This window comes from Rhodovulum sp. PH10, from assembly GCF_000293785.1.
Lineage (GTDB): Bacteria > Pseudomonadota > Alphaproteobacteria > Rhizobiales > Xanthobacteraceae > Rhodoplanes.
Genome location: NZ_AKZI01000013.1, coordinates 38,815 through 58,477, shown reverse-complemented (window position 1 = coordinate 58,477; position 19,663 = coordinate 38,815). Strand labels below are relative to the sequence as shown.

General features: G+C 70.7%; 18 protein-coding genes. 11 read left to right on the top strand and 7 right to left on the bottom strand.

The window, feature by feature from the left end; all coding sequences use genetic code 11:
* Positions 1-45: 45 nt before the first annotated feature.
* Both A33M_RS03525 and A33M_RS03520 read right to left on the bottom strand, forming a co-directional pair.
* The gene (locus tag A33M_RS03525; RefSeq protein WP_008383551.1) at positions 46-1,074 is read right to left on the bottom strand and encodes a hypothetical protein; all 1,029 of its coding nucleotides are present in this window, start codon (positions 1,072-1,074) and stop codon (positions 46-48) included.
* A 200-nt stretch (positions 1,075-1,274) separates the two neighbouring features.
* Positions 1,275-1,553, bottom strand: coding sequence for a hypothetical protein (locus A33M_RS03520; protein ID WP_008383549.1), 279 nt, complete (start codon positions 1,551-1,553; stop codon positions 1,275-1,277).
* 263 nt (positions 1,554-1,816) lie between these two features.
* On the opposite strand from A33M_RS03520, the gene A33M_RS03515 reads away from it, so the two are divergent.
* The 11 genes from A33M_RS03515 (at position 1,817) to A33M_RS22100 (ending at position 15,944) form a co-directional block, all read left to right on the top strand.
* Positions 1,817-3,118 (top strand): glutamate-5-semialdehyde dehydrogenase, encoded by a 1,302-nt coding sequence (locus A33M_RS03515; RefSeq protein WP_008383547.1) that lies wholly within the window; start codon positions 1,817-1,819, stop codon positions 3,116-3,118.
* A 56-nt stretch (positions 3,119-3,174) separates the two neighbouring features.
* Positions 3,175-4,008, top strand: a complete 834-nt coding sequence (locus A33M_RS03510; RefSeq protein WP_237718262.1) for a nicotinate-nucleotide adenylyltransferase — start codon at positions 3,175-3,177, stop codon at positions 4,006-4,008.
* A gap of 375 nt (positions 4,009-4,383) precedes the next feature.
* Entirely contained in the window at positions 4,384-4,695 is a 312-nt protein-coding gene (rsfS, locus tag A33M_RS03505) for a ribosome silencing factor (protein ID WP_237718263.1), read from the top strand.
* A gap of 14 nt (positions 4,696-4,709) precedes the next feature.
* Positions 4,710-5,192, top strand: a complete 483-nt coding sequence (gene rlmH / locus A33M_RS03500) for a 23S rRNA (pseudouridine(1915)-N(3))-methyltransferase RlmH (protein ID WP_008383541.1) — start codon at positions 4,710-4,712, stop codon at positions 5,190-5,192.
* 203 nt (positions 5,193-5,395) lie between these two features.
* Positions 5,396-6,730, top strand: a complete 1,335-nt coding sequence (locus A33M_RS03495; protein ID WP_237718261.1) for a murein hydrolase activator EnvC family protein — start codon at positions 5,396-5,398, stop codon at positions 6,728-6,730.
* Complete coding sequence (locus A33M_RS03490; protein WP_008383537.1) at positions 6,727-8,073, top strand: S41 family peptidase; 1,347 nt, start codon at positions 6,727-6,729, stop codon at positions 8,071-8,073. Before A33M_RS03495 ends, A33M_RS03490 begins: the two co-directional genes overlap by 4 nt.
* Before the next feature lie 236 nt (positions 8,074-8,309).
* On the top strand, positions 8,310-9,572 hold the full coding sequence (locus A33M_RS03485; RefSeq protein ID WP_008383535.1) for a divergent polysaccharide deacetylase family protein: 1,263 nt from the start codon (positions 8,310-8,312) through the stop codon (positions 9,570-9,572).
* 208 nt (positions 9,573-9,780) lie between these two features.
* A complete protein-coding gene (locus A33M_RS03480) occupies positions 9,781-10,287 on the top strand; it encodes an RNA pyrophosphohydrolase (protein ID WP_008383533.1) in 507 nt (168 codons plus the stop codon).
* 234 nt (positions 10,288-10,521) lie between these two features.
* Entirely contained in the window at positions 10,522-13,497 is a 2,976-nt protein-coding gene (fdhF, locus tag A33M_RS03475; RefSeq protein WP_040619113.1) for a formate dehydrogenase subunit alpha, read from the top strand.
* Positions 13,497-13,979 carry a DUF1641 domain-containing protein gene (locus A33M_RS03470; protein ID WP_008383528.1) on the top strand — a complete coding sequence of 161 codons (483 nt, stop codon included), beginning with the start codon at positions 13,497-13,499 and terminating at the stop codon, positions 13,977-13,979. The genes fdhF and A33M_RS03470 overlap by 1 nt, the downstream gene beginning before the upstream one ends.
* 414 nt (positions 13,980-14,393) lie before the next feature.
* Complete coding sequence (locus A33M_RS22100) at positions 14,394-15,944, top strand: PAS-domain containing protein (protein ID WP_157223308.1); 1,551 nt, start codon at positions 14,394-14,396, stop codon at positions 15,942-15,944.
* Between the two features lie 134 nt (positions 15,945-16,078).
* On the opposite strand, the gene A33M_RS03460 is transcribed toward A33M_RS22100, so the two are convergent.
* From A33M_RS03460 to A33M_RS03440, 5 genes are all read right to left on the bottom strand, one after another.
* Positions 16,079-16,480 (bottom strand): F0F1 ATP synthase subunit epsilon, encoded by a 402-nt coding sequence (locus A33M_RS03460; RefSeq protein WP_008383523.1) that lies wholly within the window; start codon positions 16,478-16,480, stop codon positions 16,079-16,081.
* 104 nt (positions 16,481-16,584) lie between these two features.
* Positions 16,585-18,030 carry a F0F1 ATP synthase subunit beta gene (atpD, locus tag A33M_RS03455; protein WP_008383522.1) on the bottom strand — a complete coding sequence of 482 codons (1,446 nt, stop codon included), beginning with the start codon at positions 18,028-18,030 and terminating at the stop codon, positions 16,585-16,587.
* A gap of 64 nt (positions 18,031-18,094) precedes the next feature.
* Positions 18,095-18,499 carry an organic hydroperoxide resistance protein gene (locus tag A33M_RS03450; protein ID WP_008383518.1) on the bottom strand — a complete coding sequence of 135 codons (405 nt, stop codon included), beginning with the start codon at positions 18,497-18,499 and terminating at the stop codon, positions 18,095-18,097.
* A 24-nt stretch (positions 18,500-18,523) separates the two neighbouring features.
* Positions 18,524-18,748 (bottom strand): hypothetical protein, encoded by a 225-nt coding sequence (locus A33M_RS03445; RefSeq protein ID WP_008383516.1) that lies wholly within the window; start codon positions 18,746-18,748, stop codon positions 18,524-18,526.
* A 23-nt stretch (positions 18,749-18,771) separates the two neighbouring features.
* Positions 18,772-19,650 (bottom strand): F0F1 ATP synthase subunit gamma, encoded by an 879-nt coding sequence (locus tag A33M_RS03440; protein WP_008383514.1) that lies wholly within the window; start codon positions 19,648-19,650, stop codon positions 18,772-18,774.
* Positions 19,651-19,663: the final 13 nt, after the last annotated feature.

Below are 19,663 nucleotides of genomic sequence, written 5' to 3'. Positions count from 1 at the left end.
GTTCGCGCCGCAACGCAGCCCGCGTCCGAGTTTCCAAACGGGCTCTCACTCCTTGGGGGCGATGCCGTCGCGCACGGCGCGGAAGCGCGGAAACGCGTCGCGCCAGGCGTCGTCCTTGGCGACGCCGAGCAGCCGCACATAGGCCCCCGAGCCGAACCGCAGCCACTGGACGATCTTGATCGTCTCGTCGGTCTTGGGGTCCTTGCCCTCGGCCATCAGCTGGTGGGTGTCGGCCGGGCCACCGCCGAGCCGCAACAGCTCGGAATTGACGATCCGCACGTCCTTGTAGCCGCCGAACCCGGCCAGGAGGTTCCGGGCGAAAACGTCGCGGGCGCGCCGCTCCTCCGGGCCGCCGCGGCCGACCGTGACGATCAGGAGCGGCTGCTCGGTCGGGTCGGCGGTGTCCTTCGGGCCGTCGGTCAGCATCGCCCCGCTGTTGCCGAGCACCCGGACCGGCCGCAGGCCCGACAGGTCGCCGAGCCGGATCGGCAGCAGGCGGAGCTGCTCCTCGACCGGCACCGTCTCGCGCACCACGAACGAGGCGAGCATCGCCTTCACCGAAGCGTCGGTATAGGCGTCGGACGACGGCGGCGCCTGCACGACGATCAATGCGCTCGCCTTGTCGCGGATCGGCGCCAGCAGAATCCATTTGCGGACCTTGGTGCCCTCGGCCTCCTGCCGGCCGGCCACCAGGGTCGCCTCGCCGGTCGAGAGCTTCAGCGTCTCGCGCAAATCCTCGGTGATGCCCTGCTTGCGGATCCGCTCGGCCCCGATCTGGGCGGCGTTCTGCTCGGGGGTCGGGCCGACCACCTCCAGCACCAGCACGGAGGCGTCGGCGTCGCGATCCTCGAAGCCGGGGAATTTGTCCGACGGCGCGAGCCCGGCGATCGGCACCAGCCCGACATGCATGCCGGTCGGATAGACCGGCTCGGCCGCCCGGAGCGGGGTCGCGAGCGTCAGCGCGGCGGCGAGCACCAGCGCCGGCAACGCCGACCGGCGCAGAAGGCGGGGCGCGGAAAAACGGAAGGCGCGGAGCCGTCGGACGGCGGCGGGCGAGGAGAGCGGTCGGGTCATCGGCGTCCTTTCGGCCCGGGCCGAGCGCGACCCGGTTCCGCCGACGCATGTCAGGCCAATGCGGCGTGGTTCGGGCAGGATTCTTCGTCCCTGCCCGTGTCGAGCGGCCGATTCCGCCGCCTGTCGCTCCGGCGCCGCACCACGACGACGGCGCGAGACGACGGCACGAGACGACGGCGGGGCGAGACGACGGTGCAGGGTCAGCCCTGCGCCGACGCCCGCTTGCGGGCGACGCGCGGCCGGCGGTCGCTGCCCGGACGCGGCGGCAGGTCGAAGCGGCGGCCGTTCGGCATCACGAGATAGCGCTGGACGATGCGCAGCACGCCGTGCGGGTCGGGCTCGCCCTCCACCACCAGCCGGGTTCCGACCGGGAAGCGGCGCGGCAAGGCCGCCGCGGCGTCACCGTCTTTCGGACGGGCGACAGCGGGCAAATCGTCGGGCAAAGGATCGGTGGTGTCGGGGGTGCGACGGCGGGTCATGGCGACTCGGGAACTTTCGTGGTGGCGCGGGTCTTTCACGAGGTGCGGCCGACCGACGACAGACCGCCCGGCGCCGGTGGGCGCGGCCTTCGCCGGCCTCGCCCCCTCACGCGGGCCCATCCCGATACGGTTCTCGCCGTGTCGGGTCGTCCGATCGGGCGAGGTGGTCCGTCGGAAACGCCCCCCAGCCCCGCGACAGGCGGACCGTCCGGCGGCTTCGCAGGCGGCCCTGTGCCATGCTAGGAAGGAGGCGTGACAAGGGCATGTCGGCGATGAACGCATCTTTGACCACCGTGAGCAGCCGCACCGACCTGGCGACCGTGATGGACCAGATCGGTCGCAGGGCGCGGGAGGCCGCGCGTGCGCTCTCCGTCGCCACCACCGCCGAGAAGGACGAGGCCTTGACCGGCATGGCGGAGGCGATCCGCGCCGCCGCGCCGGACATCCTGGCCGCCAATGCCGAGGACGTGACGGAAGCGCGCTCGCGCGGCGTCACCACCGCGCTGCTCGACCGCCTGAAGCTCGACGACAAGCGGATCGCCGCGATCGCCGACGGCGTCGCCGCGGTCGCCGCCCTGCGCGACCCGGTCGGCACGGTGATGGACGCCTGGACGCGGCCGAACGGCATGCGCATCGAGCGCGTCCGGGTGCCGCTCGGGGTGATCGGCGTGGTCTACGAGAGCCGGCCCAACGTCACCGCCGACGCCGGCGCGCTGTGCCTCAAGGCCGGCAACGCGGTGATCCTGCGCGGCGGCTCCGACAGCTTTCGCTCGGCCCGCGCGATCCACGCGGCGATGGTCGAGGGCTTGCATTCCGGCGACCTGCCGGAGGCCTCGATCCAGCTCGTCCCGACCCGCGACCGCGGTGCGGTCGGCATGATGCTGGCCGGCCTCGACGGCAATATCGACGTGCTGGTGCCGCGCGGCGGCAAGGATCTGGTCGCCCGCGTGCAGGCCGAGGCGCGGGTGCCGACCTTCTCGCATCTCGACGGCAACTGCCACGTCTATGTCGACCGCGGCGCCGACCTGGAGATGGCCCTGTCGATCGTGCGCAACGCCAAGCTGAGGCGCACCGGCATCTGCGGCGCGGCCGAGACGCTGCTGGTCGACCGCGCGGTCGCTGCGACCCATCTCGCGCCGCTGGTGAAGATGCTGCTCGACGCCGGCTGCGAGGTGCGCGGCGACGCCGAGACGCAGGCCGTGGATTCCCGCGTGAAGCCGGCGACGCTCGAGGACTGGGGCACCGAGTATCTCGACGCGATCATCGCGGTGCGGGTGGTCGACGGGGTCGACGAGGCGATCGCCCATGTCGAGCATTTCGGCTCGCACCACACCGACGCGATCGTCACCGACGATCCGGCGGCGGCGGAACGCTTCCTCGCGGGCGTCGATTCCGCCATCGTCGGGCACAACGTGTCGACCCAGTTCGCCGACGGCGGCGAGTTCGGGTTCGGCGCCGAGATCGGCATCGCCACCGGCCGGCTGCACGCGCGCGGCCCGGTCGGGGTCGAGCAACTCACCACGTTCAAGTACCGCATCCGCGGCGCGGGCCAGACCCGTCCATAAGGTCGCCCCCTCCCGTCCGGGAGGACCCAGCGGAGCCGGAGGGATCCTCGACCTTCATGCCCATGGCGTACCATTCGGCCCGGCCCGCTCCGGCGAAGGGCGTGGCGCTCCGCGGCCGCGACGTCCGCGTCCCGCCCTATGCTCCCGGCATGCGCATCGGCCTGTTCGGCGGCACCTTCGATCCGCCGCACGAAGCGCATCTCGCCGCCTCGCTGCTGGCGATGCGCCGGCTCGGCCTCGACCGCGTGTGGTGGCTGGTGACCCCCGGCAATCCGCTCAAGGACACCGCCGGCCTCGCCCCGCTCGCCGAGCGGATCGCCGCCGCCCGCGCGCTCGCCCATCACCCGCGCATCGACGTCACCGGCTTCGAGGCCGAGATCGGCGTGCGCTACAGCTACGACACCATCCGCTATCTGGTCACGCGCTGCGCCGGGGTGCGCTTCGTGTGGATCATGGGGGCGGACAATCTCCGCCACTTCCACCGCTGGAACAACTGGCGCGGCATCGCCGAGGCGGTGCCGATCGTGGTGGTCGACCGGCTGGGGCCGAGCCTCTATGCGGGCGCCGGCGCCGCCGGCAAGGCGCTCGCCCATGCCCGGCTGCCCGAGCACAAGGCGTCGCTGCTGCCGAGCCGCCGGCCGCCCGCCTGGGTCTTCCTGCACGGGCTGAAGTCGCCGCTCTCCTCGACCATGCTGCGGGCGCGGCGCCGGGTCGAGCCCGCGGCCGACACGTCGGCCGACGCGCACCACGACGGCGCGAACCCGCTCGGCGCGCCGGCCCACGAGACGATGCCGCACGAGGCGATGCCGCACGCGCCGGGCGACGACGAGATGGAGCGTCCGCGCCACGCCGGCGAAAGAAAGCTCCGGCAGCGCATCGGGGGTGGTTGAATCGGCCGCGCGCGGCCACTTATCTTCAATATCGACCGTGTACCCTGTGATTCGCTCCCGAGCGCGGTGCCCGGGGCGTACACGAGCCGGAAGGAAGGTCCCCTGACGACGACAGCACGCTCGCGGGCGAGCGCACCCGAAACGTCCGCAACCCGGTCCGCCACCGCCTCGAAGGTCTCGAAGGTGCCGTCCGCTGCACGCTCCGCCGCCGCCTCGCGCCCCGGCGCCGCGCAGCCCGCTCCCGGGCCTCTCGCGACCCCCGCCACCACGAACGGCGCATCCACGAACGGTGCATCCGCCGGCGGGAAAAGCGTCGCGAAAACGCTTCCCGACACCGACGAGACGCTGCGCCTCGTGCTCGCCCGCCTCGACGACATGAAGGCCGAGGACACCGCGACCATCGATCTGCGCGCCAAATCCGCCTTCGCCGACGCCATGGTGGTGACCAGCGGCCGCTCGAACCGTCATGTCGGCTCGATCGCCGACCGGGTGGTCGAGGACCTCGACTCCGCCGGCCTCACGGTCAAGGTCGAGGGCATGCCGCACTGCGACTGGGTGCTGATCGATGCCGGCGACGTGATCGTCCACGTCTTCCGCCCGGAGGTCCGCAGCTTCTACAACCTCGAGAAGATGTGGGCGGGACGAGAGGCGGGCGAGCGCCACGCCTCCGAGCGCCACGCCTCCTGACGGCGGACCGGCCCGTGCGCATCCTGGTCGCCGCCGTCGGCCGCATGAAGGCGGGCGCCGAGCGCGAGCTCGCCGACCGCTATCTCGACCGGCTGGTCAAGGCGGGCGGCGGCATCGGGCTGCGCGGCGTCGAGCTGCTCGAGGTCAAGGACAGCCCGGCGCGCGACGCCGAGCGGCGCAAGCTCGAGGAGGCGATCGCCCTCGCCAACCTGATTCCGGACGGCGCCGTCACCGTGCTGCTCGACCCGCGCGGCGAGAATCTGTCGAGCGAATCGATCGCGGGCAAGCTGCGGGCGTGGCGCGACGGCGGCCGCGAGGCGGTCGCCCTGGTGATCGGCGGGGCCGACGGGATCGGCGCCGAGATCGAGCGGCGCGCCGATGCGAGGCTCTCGTTCGGCGCCGCCACCTGGCCGCACCAGCTGGTGCGGGTGATGCTGCTCGAGCAGCTCTATCGCGCCGTGACCATTCTCTCGGGCCACCCCTACCACCGCGGCTGACGGCTCACCCCGCCGGCGTTACCGGCGGCGGCGGGCGGTTCGGCGGATCCGGTGCTTCGGCGGATGACGGTTATTTCATGTCGGCGCCGGTCGCGAGACGCGAAGCTGCCCCAATCCGCCGCTACGGCTGCGCTCCTCCGAATACTCGTTCACTGGGCTTCTTGCGCGACTCGATGGCGTCGAACTCACCGTTTCGCACGGGCGTGCCCGCGATCCTCGCGCGGGCGGCGGTCCCCGCGTGCCGCGCTCCCGCGCGCCTCGTCGCGGCGGCGCTCGGCGCGGCCGCGGTGTGCCTGATCGCCGGCGCCGGCGCGGCGCATGCCCAGAACGCCGGCCAAGCGTCGCCGAGCCAGCCGGCGAGCGTGCTGGAGCAGCGCAACAAGGAGCTCGAGGCGATCCGCGCCGAGCAGAAGCGCGCCGCCGACGACGAGAAGGCGCTCCGCACCGAGATCGACCGGCTCGCCGAGGACCGCAAGAACCTCAACCAGGCGATGATCGATTCCGCCGCCAAGGTGCGCAACGCCGAGCAGGCGATCTCGGCGATCGAATCCCGGCTCGAGCTGCTCGATTCGACCGAGAAGGGCATCAACGGCTCGCTCGACTCGCGCCGCGACGTGATCGCGCAAGTGCTCGCCGCCCTGCAGCGGCTCGGCCGCCGGCCGCCGCCGGCCCTCCTGGTGTCGCCCGAGGACGCGCTGAAGTCGGTGCACACCGCGATCCTGCTCGGCGCCGTGCTGCCGGAGCTGCGCCACGAGGCGGAGGCGCTGGCGACCGATCTCGCCGACCTCGTGCGGGTGCGCCGCGAGGCCGCCGCCGAGCGGGCCAAGCGCACCGCCGACCTCGCCGTGCTGGAGGAGGAGCGCTCCCGCCTCGGCCTGCTGGTCGAGGCCCGCCAGCGCCGGCTCGGCGAGGTCGAGAAGGAGCTGGAGACGGCGCGCCGCCGCGCCCTGCAGCTCGCTCTGCAGGCCGACAATCTCAAGGATTTGATCGCCAAGCTCGAGCGCGGCGGCCCCGCCTCGCGGGCCGCCGAGGCGCCCTCGCGGGCCGATTTCGCGGCGCTGCACGATCCCGGCCGGCTGACGCCGGCGATCGCCTTCGCCGCCGCCAAGGGCATGCTGCCGCTGCCAGTGAACGGCACCCGCACCCGCGAGTTCGGCGCGACGAACCCGCTCGGCGGCACCGAGAAGGGCGTGTCGATCGCCTCCCGCCCCGGCGCCCAGGTCACCGCGCCGTGCGACGGCTGGGTGGTCTATGCCGCCCCCTACCGCTCTTACGGCCAGCTCTTGATCCTCAATGCGGGCGGCGGATATCATGTTCTGCTGGCGGGCATGGAGCGGATCACGGTCGATCTCGGCCAATTCGTCCTGACCGGAGAGCCGATCGGGACGATGGGCGGAGGCGGCGGCACGTCGTTGTTCGGCATGGCCACCACGCCACCGACCCAGCCGGTTCTCTATGTGGAATTCCGAAAGGACGGCCTACCGGTCGATCCGTCCCCCTGGTGGGCAACCAACGAGAGCGAGAAGGTCCGCGGATGATGCGCAAGACTTCACTGATTCTCCTCGGGGCCGTCGCCGGCGCCGCCCTGACGGCGTTCGCCACGCAGCCGACGAGCACGCTGCCGGGCTTTCTCGACTCGACCGCCAACGCGGCCGCCTCGGACACCTACCGCCAGCTCAATTTGTTCGGTGACATCTTCGAGCGGGTGCGCTCGCACTATGTCGAGAAGCCGGACGATTCGAAGCTCGTCGAATCCGCCATCAACGGCATGCTGAGCGGGCTCGATCCCCATTCGAGCTACATGGATCCGAAGAGCTTCAAGGACATGCAGGTGCAGACCCGCGGCGAGTTCGGCGGGCTCGGCATCGAGGTGACGATGGAGGACGGGCTGGTCAAGGTGGTGGCGCCGATCGACGACACCCCGGCCGCCAAGGCCGGCATCATGGCCAACGACGTGATCACCCATCTCGACGGCGAGGCGGTGCAGGGCATGACCCTGAACCAGGCGGTCGAGAAGATGCGCGGCCCGGTCGACACCACCATCAAGCTGAAGGTGATGCGCAAGGGCGCCGACAAGCCGCTGGAGATCGCCATCACCCGCGACATCATCCGGGTGCGCTCGGTGCGCATGCGGGTCGAGGGCGACGACGTCGGCTATGTCCGCATCACCCAGTTCAACGAGCAGACCACCGACGGCCTCAAGAAGGCGATCCGCGACATCTCGAGCCAGATCCCGGCCGACAAGCTGCGCGGCTACGTCATCGACCTGCGCAACAATCCGGGCGGCCTGCTCGACCAGGCGATCTCGGTGTCGGACGCCTTCCTCGACCGCGGCGAGATCGTCTCGACCCGCGGCCGCGACCCCGACGAGACCCAGCGCTTCAACGCCCGTCCGGGCGATCTCACCAAGGGCAAGCCGGTGATCGTGCTGATCAATGGCGGCTCGGCCTCGGCCTCGGAGATCGTCGCCGGCGCGCTGCAGGACCACAAGCGGGCGACCCTGATCGGCACCCGCTCGTTCGGCAAGGGATCGGTGCAGACCATCATCCCGCTCGGCGCCGGCAACGGGGCGCTGCGCCTCACCACCGCCCGCTACTACACGCCGGCCGGCCGCTCGATCCAGGCCAAGGGCATCGTGCCCGACATCGAGGTGCTGCAGGACGTGCCGGACGAGGTGAAGGGCCGCACCGAGATGCGCGGCGAGTCCTCGCTGCGCGGCCACCTCAAGGGCGACGGCGAGGAGAAGGCCGGCTCGCAGTCCTACGTGCCGCCGGAGGCGAAGGACGACAAGGCGCTCGGCATGGCGCTCGAGCTGATGCGCGGCACCCAGGTCAACGCCGCCTTCCCGCCGAGCCCGCGCGAGACCACGATGCGCAACTGATCGGCGCAACCGATCGGCGCACCCGATCGGCGAGAACGATCCGGCGAGCACCGCTCGCCGGCGGAAGGGGCGGCCGGTTGGCCGCCCCTTTTTTGCGTCTCGGGCCGGCTCGCGTCGTCCGGCAAGGCCGCGGGCAAGACTGCGGGCAAGACCGTCCGGGCTCGCCCGCAGCGGCGGCGGCGATTCGTCGCGTGCTAGACTGGAACCGCTGATTCGGAGAGGCAGAGAGGCCCGGCGTGGCGAGTGACGACCTGGAGACGCCGCTCGGCGTGACGGAAACGCGCAAGCGCCGGTCGATCCCGATCGGGCTGCCGGTGACGGTGCTGCTGGCGCTGTGCCTTTTGGGCTTCCTCGGCTGGGCCGCCTTCGTGAAGGACCCGCTGGGCGGCGAGCCGATGGCGGTGGTCGCGCTGCCGGACGGCACGGCGAAGCCCGACGCCGCCGCGAAGCCGGACGAAGCCGCGAAGCAATCCGAGGCCGGCGCGCCGGAAAAGAACGCCGCCGGCGAGGCGCACGGCGAAGGGGCCGGCGCGGGCGACGGCCACACCGTCACCATCATCGACGGCTCGACCGGCAAGCGCCAGGACGTCCGCATCCCGTCCGACGGCTCGCCGGCGGGTCTCGCCCAGCCGGCGGGTGAAAACGCCGACCACGCCGCCGCCGGCACGCCCGCACACGGCGAGAAGCCGGCGCCCGCCAAGGCGGGCGAATCGCCGAGCAACCTGCTCGAGGCGAGCCGGCACGGCATGCTGCCGCGCATCGGGCTCGACGGCGCCCGCCCCTCGGTCGCCTATGCCGAGCCCACCCCGGCCGGCACCGGCGCAAAGATCGCCATCGTGGTCGCCGGGCTCGGCGTCAGCCCGACCACCACCGCCGCCGCCCTGAAGGAGCTGCCGCCGGCGGTGACGCTCGCCTTCCTGCCCTATGGCGACGACCTCGCCCGGCTGGTCGGACAGGCTCGCGCGGAAAAGCACGAGGTGCTGCTTCAGGTGCCGATGGAGCCGTTCGACTATCCCGACGACGATCCCGGCCCGCAGACGCTGCTCACCTCGCTCGCCGGCGACCAGAACGTCGACCGCATGCAGTGGGCGATGGGCCGCTTCCAGGGCTATGTCGGCATCATGAACTTCATGGGCGGGCGCTTCACCTCGACCGAGACCGCGGTCGCGCCGATGCTGCGCGAGGTCGCCAAGCGCGGCCTCCTCTATGTCGACGACGGCGCCTCGCCGCGCAGCCTCGCCGGCCAGATCGCCGGCGCCAACAACCTGCCGTTCGCCAAGGGCACCGTGGTGCTCGACGAGGTGCCCTCCAACGCCGAGATGGACCGCGCCTTCGAGCGGCTGGAGACGACCGCCCGCGAGAGCGGCAGCGCCGTCGGCATCGCCCGCGCGCTGCCGCTGTCGATCGAGCGCATCGCCGCCTGGGCGCAGGCCGCCGAAGGCCGCGGCTTCGTGGTGGTGCCGATCACCGCCGTGGCGGTCAAGGCCAAGCCCACCTGACCCACACACTCGTGTGTCGCACACGCGTGTGTCGGACCTGGGCCGTGCCCCCTCCGGCGTCCGTGCCCCCTGCCCGTGCATCCGGTCGCCGGTCGTCCGGCCATCCGGCGGCGCGAAAAAGGCGACGCGAGCATCCCGCCCCGCCGCACGATGGTGCTAGAGAGAGGACGCGCCGGTCTCGTGGCGCCCGTGCGAAAGAGCCTTTCCGATGACCCGCTTCGAAGATCTCCCCTATCGCCCCTGTGTCGGCCTGATGGTGCTCAACCGTGACGGCCTCGCCTTCATCGGCCGCCGCACCGAGGGGCCCGAGCACGTCGACGCCGTGCATGCCTGGCAGATGCCGCAGGGCGGCGTCGATCCCGGCGAGGACCCGTGGACGGCGGCGCTGCGCGAGCTGTGGGAGGAGACCTCGATCCGCTCGGTGGAGAAGCTCGGCGAGGTCGAGGGCTGGCTCGCCTACGACATCCCGCGCGACATCGTGGGCCAGGCCTGGAAGGGCAAGTATCGCGGCCAGAAGCAGAAGTGGTATGCGCTGCGGTTCACCGGCGAGGACGCCGAGATCGACGTCGCGACGCCCGGCGGCGGCGCCCACCCGGCCGAGTTCGCCGAATGGCGCTGGGAGCGGCTCGAGAATTTGCCGGGCCTGATCATCCCGTTCAAGCGGCCGGTCTACCAGCGGGTGGTGCAGGAATTCTCGCGGTTCGCCACCCGCTGAAGACGTCGGCCCGCCGACCATCGAGACGCGCGACGCCGCGGACATCGCCCGCTGGCGTACCGCCCGCCCGCGCGAAACGCCCGGATGCGGTCGGCCGTCCGAACCGACTGCGAGCCGGAGGCATTCTATCTCGAAACGATGGCGGCGAGGACGGGCCCGACGGGTCCGCCTCGACACGCCGCGCCACCGCCGCGCGACGCGACGGCGGAACCGTGTCGAGAAGGACCTCCGCGGATGGCCGACGCCACCGACTGCACCATCACCTACGACGGCCGCCCGCTGCGCGGCCGTGCCGGCACCCCGCTGATCGACTTCCTCGCCGCGCACGGCATCGATCTGTCGCACGTCTGCTATCACCGCGCGCTCGGCGCCATTCAGACCTGCGACGTCTGCTGGGTGAAGCGCGACGGCCAGCTGGTGCGCGGCTGCACGCTGCACGCCGAGGACGGGCTCGTCGTCGACAGCGCCGATGCCGCCGCCACCGCGGCGCGCCGCGAGGGGATGGACCGGCTGCTCGCCAAGCACGAGCTCTACTGCACGCTGTGTGAGAACAACACCGGCGACTGCACCCTGCACAACACGATGGCCGGCATGGCGATGCCGGTGCAGCGCTATCCGTTCGAGCGAAAGCCCTACGAGAAGGATCACTCCAACCCGTTCTACACCTACGACCCCGACCAGTGCATCCTGTGCGGGCGCTGCGTCGAGGCGTGCCAGACCGTCGAGGTCAACGAGACGCTCACCATCGACTTCGCGATGGAGCATCCGCGCGTGCTGTGGGACGGCGGCGAGACGATCGCCGGCTCGAGCTGCGTCAGCTGCGGCCACTGCGTCACCGTCTGCCCGTGCAACGCGCTGATGGAGAAGACCATGCAGCCGGACGCCGGGCCCTTCACGGCGATGCCGGAGGATCTCAAGCGGCCGATGATCGACATCGTGAAGTCGCTCGAGAACACGATCGGCGCGCCGCCGATCACCGGCCTGTCCGAGATGGACATGCACTGGCGTCAGCCGGAGATCCGGCGCACCAAGACCGTGTGCACCTATTGCGGCGTCGGCTGCTCGTTCGAGATGTGGACGCGCGACCGGACGATCCTGAAAGTCCAGCCGGTGGTCGAGGCGCCGGTCAACGGCATCTCGACCTGCATCAAGGGCAAGTTCGCCTGGGACTTCGTCGATAGCGACCAGCGCCTGACCCGGCCGCTGATCCGCGAGAACGGCCGGTTCCGCGAGGCGAGCTGGGACGAGGCGCTCGATCTGGTGGCGCGCCGGCTGCTCGAGATCGAGGCCGAGCACGGGCCCGACAGCATCGGCTTCATCGGCTCGTCGAAGGCGAGCAACGAGGAGGCCTATCTCACCCAGAAGATCGCCCGCCTGGTGGTCGGCACCAACAATGTCGACAACTCCTCGCGCTACTGCCAGAACCCGGCGACCAAGGGCCTGTTCAGGACGGTCGGCCACGGCGGCGACGCCGGCACCGTCGCGGACATCGAGCAGGCCGAGCTGGTGGTGCTGGTCGGCAGCAATCTCGCCGAGAACCATCCGGTCATCGCCTCCCGGGTGAAGGCCGCCAAGAAGCTCCGCGGGCAGAAGCTGATCGTGTTCGACGTCCGTGAGCACGAGATGGCCGAGCGCGCCGACCTCTTCCTGCGCCCGCACGCCTCGACCGACCTCGTCTGGGCCTCGGCGCTGGCGCGCTACATGTTCGACAACGGCCTCGCCGCCGAGGACTTCCTGCGCACGCAGGTGAACGGGGTGGAGGACTATCGCCGCTCGCTCGAGCCGTTCACGATGGAGTTCGCCGCGCGCGTCACCGGCATCCCGCAGGCGCAGCTGGTCGAGGCCGCCGAGACGATCGGGCGGGCGAAGTCGGTCTGCCTGTTGTGGGCGATGGGGATCACCCAGCACAGCCACGGCTCCGACACCTCGACCGCGCTGTCGAACCTGCTCCTCGTCACCGGCAATTACGGCCGGCCCGGCACCGGCGGCTATCCGATGCGCGGCCACAACAACGTGCAGGGCGCGAGCGACTTCGGCTGCCTGAAGAACATGTATCCGGGCTACGAGAAGGTCACCGACCACGCCGTCCGCGCGAAGTGGGCAAAGGCCTGGGGCGTGCCGCCCGACCACCTCTCCGACCGGATCGGCGAGGACAACTTCCTGATGGTGCAGCACGCCGACGAGGGAACGATCAAGGCGATGATGGTGATCGGCGAGGAGACCGCGTTCTCCGACGCCGACTCCCGCAACGTCCACCAGGCCTTCACCAAGATCGACTTCATGGTGGTGCAGGACATCTTCATGAGCCGCACGGCGGAGTTCGCCGACGTGGTGCTGCCGGGCTGCCCGAGCGTCGAGAAGGAGGGCACCTTCGTCAACACCGAGCGGCGCATCCAGCGCTTCTACGAGGTGATGCCGCCGCTCGGCGACAGCCGGCCGGACTGGCGCATCCTCACCGACCTCGCCGCCCGGATGGGCCACGACTGGGGCTACGGCCACCCCTCCGAGATCATGGCCGAGGTCGCCGACATCGCCGAGATCTTCGCCGGCGTCTCCTACGAACGGCTGGAAGGCTGGCAGTCGCAGCTGTGGCCGGTGAAGCCGGACGGCACCTCGACGCCGCTCCTCTACACCGACGGCTTCCACACCGAGGACGGCAAGGCGAAGCTCCATCCGCTCGAATGGAAGGAGCCGGCGGAGGCGGCCGACAACGAGTACGACCTGATGCTCGACAACGGCCGCATGCTCGAGCAATTCCAGTCGACCAACCAGACCGGCCGCGGCCCGCGCATCACCGGCCTGACGCCGCACTGGTTCGTCGAGATGAGCCCGGAGCTCGCCGCCGAGCGCGGCGTCGCCGAGGGCGGCTGGGTGCGGGTGACGTCGCGCCGCGCGACGGTCGAGGTGCCGGTGGTGGTGACCGACCGGGTGCGCGGACGCACGCTGTTCATGCCGATCCACCAGGGCAAGCCCGGCCTCAACGCGCTGACCGGCGAGCACCACGACCCCGACGTCAACACCCCGGCCTACAAGGAGACCGCGGTGAAGCTCGAGGTTCTCGACCGGCCGGCGAACGGCTCGCCGCTGCCGCCCGAGAATTTTCGCCACGGCCGTCGCACCCCGGCGCCCGGCGTCACCGTCGAGGTCAAGTGGCGGCAGCCGGCCTATGCCGAGCCGCCCGCGCACGCCCCGTCCCCGGAGAGGTTCTGATGGCCCCGCGCATCGGCTACGACGTGCCGCCGACCGAGACCGGCCCCGACGCCCACCAGGAGCTCGACCGGCTGCTCGCCACGCTCCACGAGAAGGGCGTGCTGCGGCTCGCCAACGATCTGGTCGGCGCCAATACCGACATCGCCCGCGTGCTGATCGGCGGCCTGAGCAAGAAGGGCACGCTCGACGCCATCCAGAACCTGTCGATCCTGCTGATGGTGCTGTCCCGCATCGAGCCGGACCAGTTCTACCGGATGGCGTTCGCGGTGAAGGACGCGGTGGCCGCGGTCGGCGCCCACCGGCCGGCCGAGAACGGCGACGGGGCACCGGGCCTGGGCGGCGCCTACCGGATGCTCAACGACGACGATCTGTGGCGCGCGCTGCGGCCGCTGTTCGCCGGGCTCGAGGCGTTCGCGAGCGGCCTCGACCGCGAGCCCGAGAAGCCGATCTCGGCCTTTACGGGCAAGCCGAGCCGCAGCTGATCGCGGGCACGGCGACTTGGCACGGCGACTTGGCACGGGGACTTGGCACGGGGACTTGGCACGGGGACTTGGCACGGGGACTTGGCACGGGGCGACTCGGCGCGCCGGGACCGCGGCCGCCAGCCGCCCCGGCGCGGCGGGTCCACGAGCGGGTGGTGCAGGAGAAAGGTGATGCAGGAGGTCTGGAAGCTCGCCAGGCGGTGACGCGAGCACCCCGGCGGTAGCATCCGGCCGAACGAATCAATCAGTACGATAATTTATTGTTAGTTCGCGCTTGGTCTCATCGTCCGGGGGGCAGACGAGGAGGCTGCCGTGACCGCAGGATCCATTGCCCTCCGGGCCGCAATCGCGTGCTGCCGAAGTCCGACGGTTTCGGGCAAGCTGCTCCGCATCTCGCTCGCGCTCGGCACCTGCGTGGCGCTACTCACCGTGATCGCCGTCACGGCGCTCGGCCAGCAGGCGCATCTGCAGGCCACCACCCGCGACTACGAACTCGGCGCGGTGTATCTCGAGCGGATCAACGCGCTCGTCTACGCCACGGTGATGGAGTCGCGCGGCGCCTACATGTCGCCCGACGCCGCCGCGACGAAACCGTACGCCGAGAACATCGAGCGCTACACCGACGAGATCGGCGAGGTCATGGCCGACTGGCGGCCGCGGGTGCGGCCGGACGACGCCCGCGAGTTCGCCGGCCTCAGCGACCGCATCGACAAGTTCCGCAAGTTTCGCCGCGAGCTGGCCGCCACCGCCGTCGCGCAGGGGCCGGTCGCCGCCCGCGCGCTCGGCGACGACCAGGCCGTCCGCACGATCCGCCGCGCGCTCAACCAGGATCTCGGCGCCCTCGCACGCGTCTATTCCCGCCGAGCCGACGCCCTCGACGACCTGAAGAGCGCGGTGATGGCGGTCTCGTGGGTGCTGATGCTGATCGCCGCCGCGACGCTGATGCTGGTGGTCGGCGGCACCCTCCTGGTGCGCCGCTCGATCAGCCGCCCGCTCGCCGAGATCACCGACGCCATCCGCGAGGTGTCGGAGGGGCGCTACGCGACGCCGATCCCGCATGCCGGGCGCTGCGACGAGATCGGCGCGCTCGCCGCCGCGGTCGCGGTGTTCAAGCACACGATGCTGCGCAACGAGCTGCTCGACGCGATGTCGGCCAATGCCGAGATCGAGCGGCAGGGCATGCAGGACGAGATCAGCCGCGGACGGCATCAGCTCGACACCACCCTGACCCACGTGCCGACCGGCATGCTGATGCTCGACGGGGCGATGAACCTGGTGCTGTGCAACACCCGCTATCGCGAGATGTACCGGCTGCCGGAGGGCGTGGCGGAGCCCGGCATGCGGCTCGACGGGCTGATGCGCAAGCAGGCCAAGCTCGGCGCCTTCGCCGGCGACCCCGCGACGTTCGCGCGCTGGGCGACCGGCCGCGAGCCGACCACCGGCGACCTCCAGCTCCCGGACGGCCGAGTGATCCGCATCAGCAACCGGCCGCTGCTGACGAGCCCGGGCTGGATCTCGGTGCACGAGGACATCACCGCGCGGCTGCGCACCGAGCGCGAGCTCGCCTTCACCGAGAAGCTGATCGGCATCGTGATCGAGAACGTCTCGGAGGCGATCGTCGTCATCGACGCCCACGAGCTGCGCTACACGCTGCTCAACCGCGCCGCCCACCGGCTGTTCGGGGTGTCCCGGCCGGGCATCATCGGCCGCACCGCGCGCGAGGTGTTTCCCGACCATGTCGGCCGGATGCTCGAGGAGAACGACCGCGAGGTGGTGGTGTCGCGCCGCGCGACCGCCCACGACGACCACCCGATCGACACGCCCGGCAACGGCCGGCGGGTGGTGTCGGTGCGGCGGTTTCCGGTGGTCGGCAAGACCGGCCGACCGACCTTCGTGCTCAACGTGTTCGAGGACCGCACCGAGGAGACGCTCCGCTCGGCGCATTTCCGCCTCGCCGCCGAGTAGAGCGTTCGGCCGCCGCGCCGCGCGGCACCGGATCGGGCACGAAAAAGGCCGGGGCGCCGAAAGCGCACCCGGCCTCGATCTCGTCGATCTGGCACCTGCCGACGCTCGCGAGACCCGCGGGCCGCCGGCGACGATCAGCGCACCACCGCCTCCTTGAGGAGCTGGAGCTGGGCGAGCCGCTCGCTCGCCTTGTCCTTGGTGCGGAAATCCTTGGCGTCGGCGATGTCCTCGCGAACGTCCTGCATCGCCTGCTCGATCGTCTCGGCCTGGATCTCGTCGACCGAGACGACCTCCTGAGCGAGCACGGTCAGGCCGTTCGGCCCGATCTCGGCAAAACCGCCGCGCACCACCGCGAGCGTCGGCGCGTGCTCGCCGCCATAGACGGTGAGGACGCCGGGCCGTAGCGTGGTGACGAACGGGGCGTGGCCGGCGAAGACGCCGAAGTCGCCCTCCTCGCCCGGCACGTCCACCTGGGTGACCTCGCCGGAGAACATCAGCTTTTCCGGCGACACGAGCTCGAAATGGAAGGTGGCCATGGTGCGTTAGCGAGTAGCGAATAGCGAATGGCGAATAGTTGGACTATCCGCGACGGCTCTTCCCTATTCGCTACTCCCTATTCGCTATTCGCCAAAAAATGAACTCACGCCGCCTCGGCGGCGAGCCGCTTGCCCTTCTCCACCGCCTGCTCGATCGAGCCGACCATGTAGAAGGCCTGCTCCGGCAGGTGATCGTACTTGCCTTCGCACAGGCCCTTGAAGCCCTTGATGGTGTCGGCCAGCTCGACGAACACGCCCGGCGTGCCGGTGAACACTTCCGCCACGTGGAACGGCTGCGACAGATAGCGCTCGATTTTTCGCGCACGCGCCACGGTGAGCTTGTCCTCTTCGGAGAGCTCGTCCATGCCCAGAATCGCGATGATGTCCTGCAGCGCCTTGTAGCGCTGGAGAACCTGCTGCACCTGGCGGGCGACCGCGTAGTGCTCCTCGCCGACGATCCGCGGGTCGAGAATGCGGGAGGTGGAGTCGAGCGGGTCGACCGCCGGATAGATGCCCTTCTCGGCGATCGAGCGCGACAGCGTCGTGGTGGCGTCGAGATGGGCGAACGAGGTCGCCGGCGCCGGGTCGGTCAAGTCGTCGGCCGGCACGTAGATCGCCTGCACCGAGGTGATCGAGCCCTTGGTGGTGGTGGTGATGCGCTCCTGCAGGGCGCCCATGTCGGTCGCCAGCGTCGGCTGGTAGCCCACCGCCGAGGGGATGCGGCCGAGCAGCGCCGACACTTCCGAGCCCGCCTGGGTGAAGCGGAAGATGTTGTCGACGAAGAACAGCACGTCCTGGCCCTGGTCGCGGAAATACTCGGCGACGGTCAGGCCGGTGAGGGCGACGCGGGCGCGGGCGCCGGGCGGCTCGTTCATCTGGCCGAACACCAGGGCGCACTTGGAGCCCTTGGTGTCGCCGCTGTTCTCGTGCGGGTCCTTGTTGACGCCGGACTCGATGAACTCGTGATAGAGGTCGTTGCCCTCACGGGTGCGCTCGCCGACGCCGGCGAACACCGAGTAGCCGCCGTGCGCCTTGGCGATGTTGTTGATCAGCTCCTGGATGATCACGGTCTTGCCGACGCCGGCGCCGCCGAACAGGCCGACCTTGCCGCCCTTGGCGTAGGGCGCCAGCAGATCGACCACCTTGATGCCGGTGACGAGGATCTGCGACTCGGTCGATTGCTCGGTGTAGGCGGGCGCGTCCTGGTGGATCGGCCGCGTCTCCTGATGCGGGACCGGGCCCGCCTCGTCGACCGGCTCACCGATCACGTTGAGGATGCGCCCGAGCGTGCCTTCGCCGACCGGCACCGCGATCGGCTGCCCGGTGTCGGTCACCGCGTCGCCGCGGACCAGGCCGTCGGTGGTGTCCATGGCGATGGTGCGGACGGTCATCTCGCCGAGATGCTGCGCGACCTCGAGCACCAGCCGCTTGCCCTGGTTGTCGGTCTCGAGCGCGTTGAGGATCGCCGGCAGGTGGTCCTCGAACTGCACGTCGACGACGGCGCCGATGACCTGGGTGATGTGTCCGACCGGTTTGCTTTCAGTGGCCATGGAAGTCTCCTTGAGGCACGGACCGCGGCGCGACGGCCCGCACGATTCCGACAGCGTTGGGCTCCTAGACCACCGTCAGCGTGACCGGCACGAGGTCACGGGTGGCGCGGGAATACGGGCAGATGCGATGAGCGTCCTCGACCAGCGCCTGGACCTTGTCCTTGTCGGCGCCGGGGATCGAAACCTTGATGTCGGCGGTCAGGGCGAAGCTGACGTCGTCCTTGTCGATGCCGATCGCGACGGTGACCTTCGCGGCCTGGCCGTCGACGCCGTGCTTCTTGGCGAGCGCGAGGATCGCCTGGCCGAAGCAGGACGACCAGCCGAGCGCGAACAGCTGCTCGGGATTGTGGCCCTCACCGGAGCCGCCCATCTCCTTGGGCAGCGCCATCGCCAGCGCGAGGCCGCCGTTCTCCAGAACCGCGCGGCCGTCACGGCCGCCCTTGGTGGTCGCCGTCGTGGTGTAGGCCATGGGGGTGCTCCTTCTCCTCGGGGGTCAGGCGTCGGCGAGATCGAGCCGACGCTCGATCCGTCCCAGGCGCTCGTCGAAACGATCCATCCGCTGGTTCATGGTCCCGAGCATGGCGAGCATCTGCCCGGCGACATGCTCGAGACCCGAGACGCGCGACTTCAGCTCGGACAGGTCGAGTTCGGTGCGCTCCTGCGAGGCGCGGATGCGCCGCAGGTGCTCCAGCACGATGCTCTCGGTCCCGTCCGTCATGGTCGTCGCCCGCCGTCCTCTCGTCAAAGCGCCTCGGCGCCGGAGATGATCTCGATCAGCTCCTTGGTGATCATCGCCTGCCGGGTGCGGTTGTACACCAGCGTCTGCTTCTTGATCATCTCGCCGGCGTTGCGGGTGGCGTTGTCCATCGCGCTCATCTGCGCGCCGTAGAACGAGGCCATGTTCTCGAGCAGCGCCTTGAGGATCTGGACCGAGATGTTGAGCGGCAAAAGCTCGTGCAGGATCTGCTCCTCGTCCGGCTCGTACTCGTAGACCGGGCCGGCATCGCCGGCGGCGGGCGTGCCCTCGAACACCGCGGGGACGATCTGCTGGGCGGTCGGAACCTGAGCGATCACCGACTTGAAGCGGGCGAAGAACAGCGTGCAGACGTCGAACTCGCCGGCGTCGTACAGCGAGATGACGCGCTGGCCGATCTCGTGGGCGTTCGCAAAGCCGATCTTGCGCACGCTGCGCAGGTCGACGAGATCGATGATCTTGTCGGCGAACTGGCGGCGGAGCTGCTCGTAGCCCTTGCGGCCGACGCACAGGATCTTGACCGTCTTGCCCTGCACGATCAGGCTGTTGGCGTGATCGCGGGCGAGCCGGACGATGGACGAGTTGAAGGCGCCGCACAGGCCGCGCTCGCCGGTGCACACGACCAGCAGATGGACCTGGTCGGAGCCGGTGCCGGCCAGGAGCCGCGGCGCCTGCGGATTGCCCTGCACCGAGGCGGCGATGCTGCCGAGCGTCGCCTGCATCCGCTCGGCATAGGGCCGCGCGGCCTCCGCCGCCGCCTGGGCGCGGCGCAGCTTGGAGGCGGCGACCATCTGCATGGCCTTGGTGATCTTCTGCGTCGCCTTGGTGGAGGCGATCCGGTTTCGCAGGTCTTTCAGGCTCGGCATGGTTTACCCGATG

Coding starts and splice junctions, on each gene's coding strand:
- A33M_RS03525 (WP_008383551.1), bottom strand. CDS start 1,074: ATGACCCGACCGCTCTCCTCGCCCGCCGCCGTCCGACGGCTCCGCGCC.
- A33M_RS03520 (WP_008383549.1), bottom strand. CDS start 1,553: ATGACCCGCCGTCGCACCCCCGACACCACCGATCCTTTGCCCGACGAT.
- A33M_RS03515 (WP_008383547.1), top strand. CDS start 1,817: ATGTCGGCGATGAACGCATCTTTGACCACCGTGAGCAGCCGCACCGAC.
- A33M_RS03510 (WP_237718262.1), top strand. CDS start 3,175: ATGCCCATGGCGTACCATTCGGCCCGGCCCGCTCCGGCGAAGGGCGTG.
- rsfS (WP_237718263.1), top strand. CDS start 4,384: ATGAAGGCCGAGGACACCGCGACCATCGATCTGCGCGCCAAATCCGCC.
- A33M_RS03490 (WP_008383537.1), top strand. CDS start 6,727: ATGATGCGCAAGACTTCACTGATTCTCCTCGGGGCCGTCGCCGGCGCC.
- A33M_RS03480 (WP_008383533.1), top strand. CDS start 9,781: ATGACCCGCTTCGAAGATCTCCCCTATCGCCCCTGTGTCGGCCTGATG.
- fdhF (WP_040619113.1), top strand. CDS start 10,522: ATGGCCGACGCCACCGACTGCACCATCACCTACGACGGCCGCCCGCTG.
- A33M_RS03470 (WP_008383528.1), top strand. CDS start 13,497: ATGGCCCCGCGCATCGGCTACGACGTGCCGCCGACCGAGACCGGCCCC.
- A33M_RS03460 (WP_008383523.1), bottom strand. CDS start 16,480: ATGGCCACCTTCCATTTCGAGCTCGTGTCGCCGGAAAAGCTGATGTTC.
- atpD (WP_008383522.1), bottom strand. CDS start 18,030: ATGGCCACTGAAAGCAAACCGGTCGGACACATCACCCAGGTCATCGGC.
- A33M_RS03450 (WP_008383518.1), bottom strand. CDS start 18,499: ATGGCCTACACCACGACGGCGACCACCAAGGGCGGCCGTGACGGCCGC.
- A33M_RS03445 (WP_008383516.1), bottom strand. CDS start 18,748: ATGACGGACGGGACCGAGAGCATCGTGCTGGAGCACCTGCGGCGCATC.
- A33M_RS03440 (WP_008383514.1), bottom strand. CDS start 19,650: ATGCCGAGCCTGAAAGACCTGCGAAACCGGATCGCCTCCACCAAGGCG.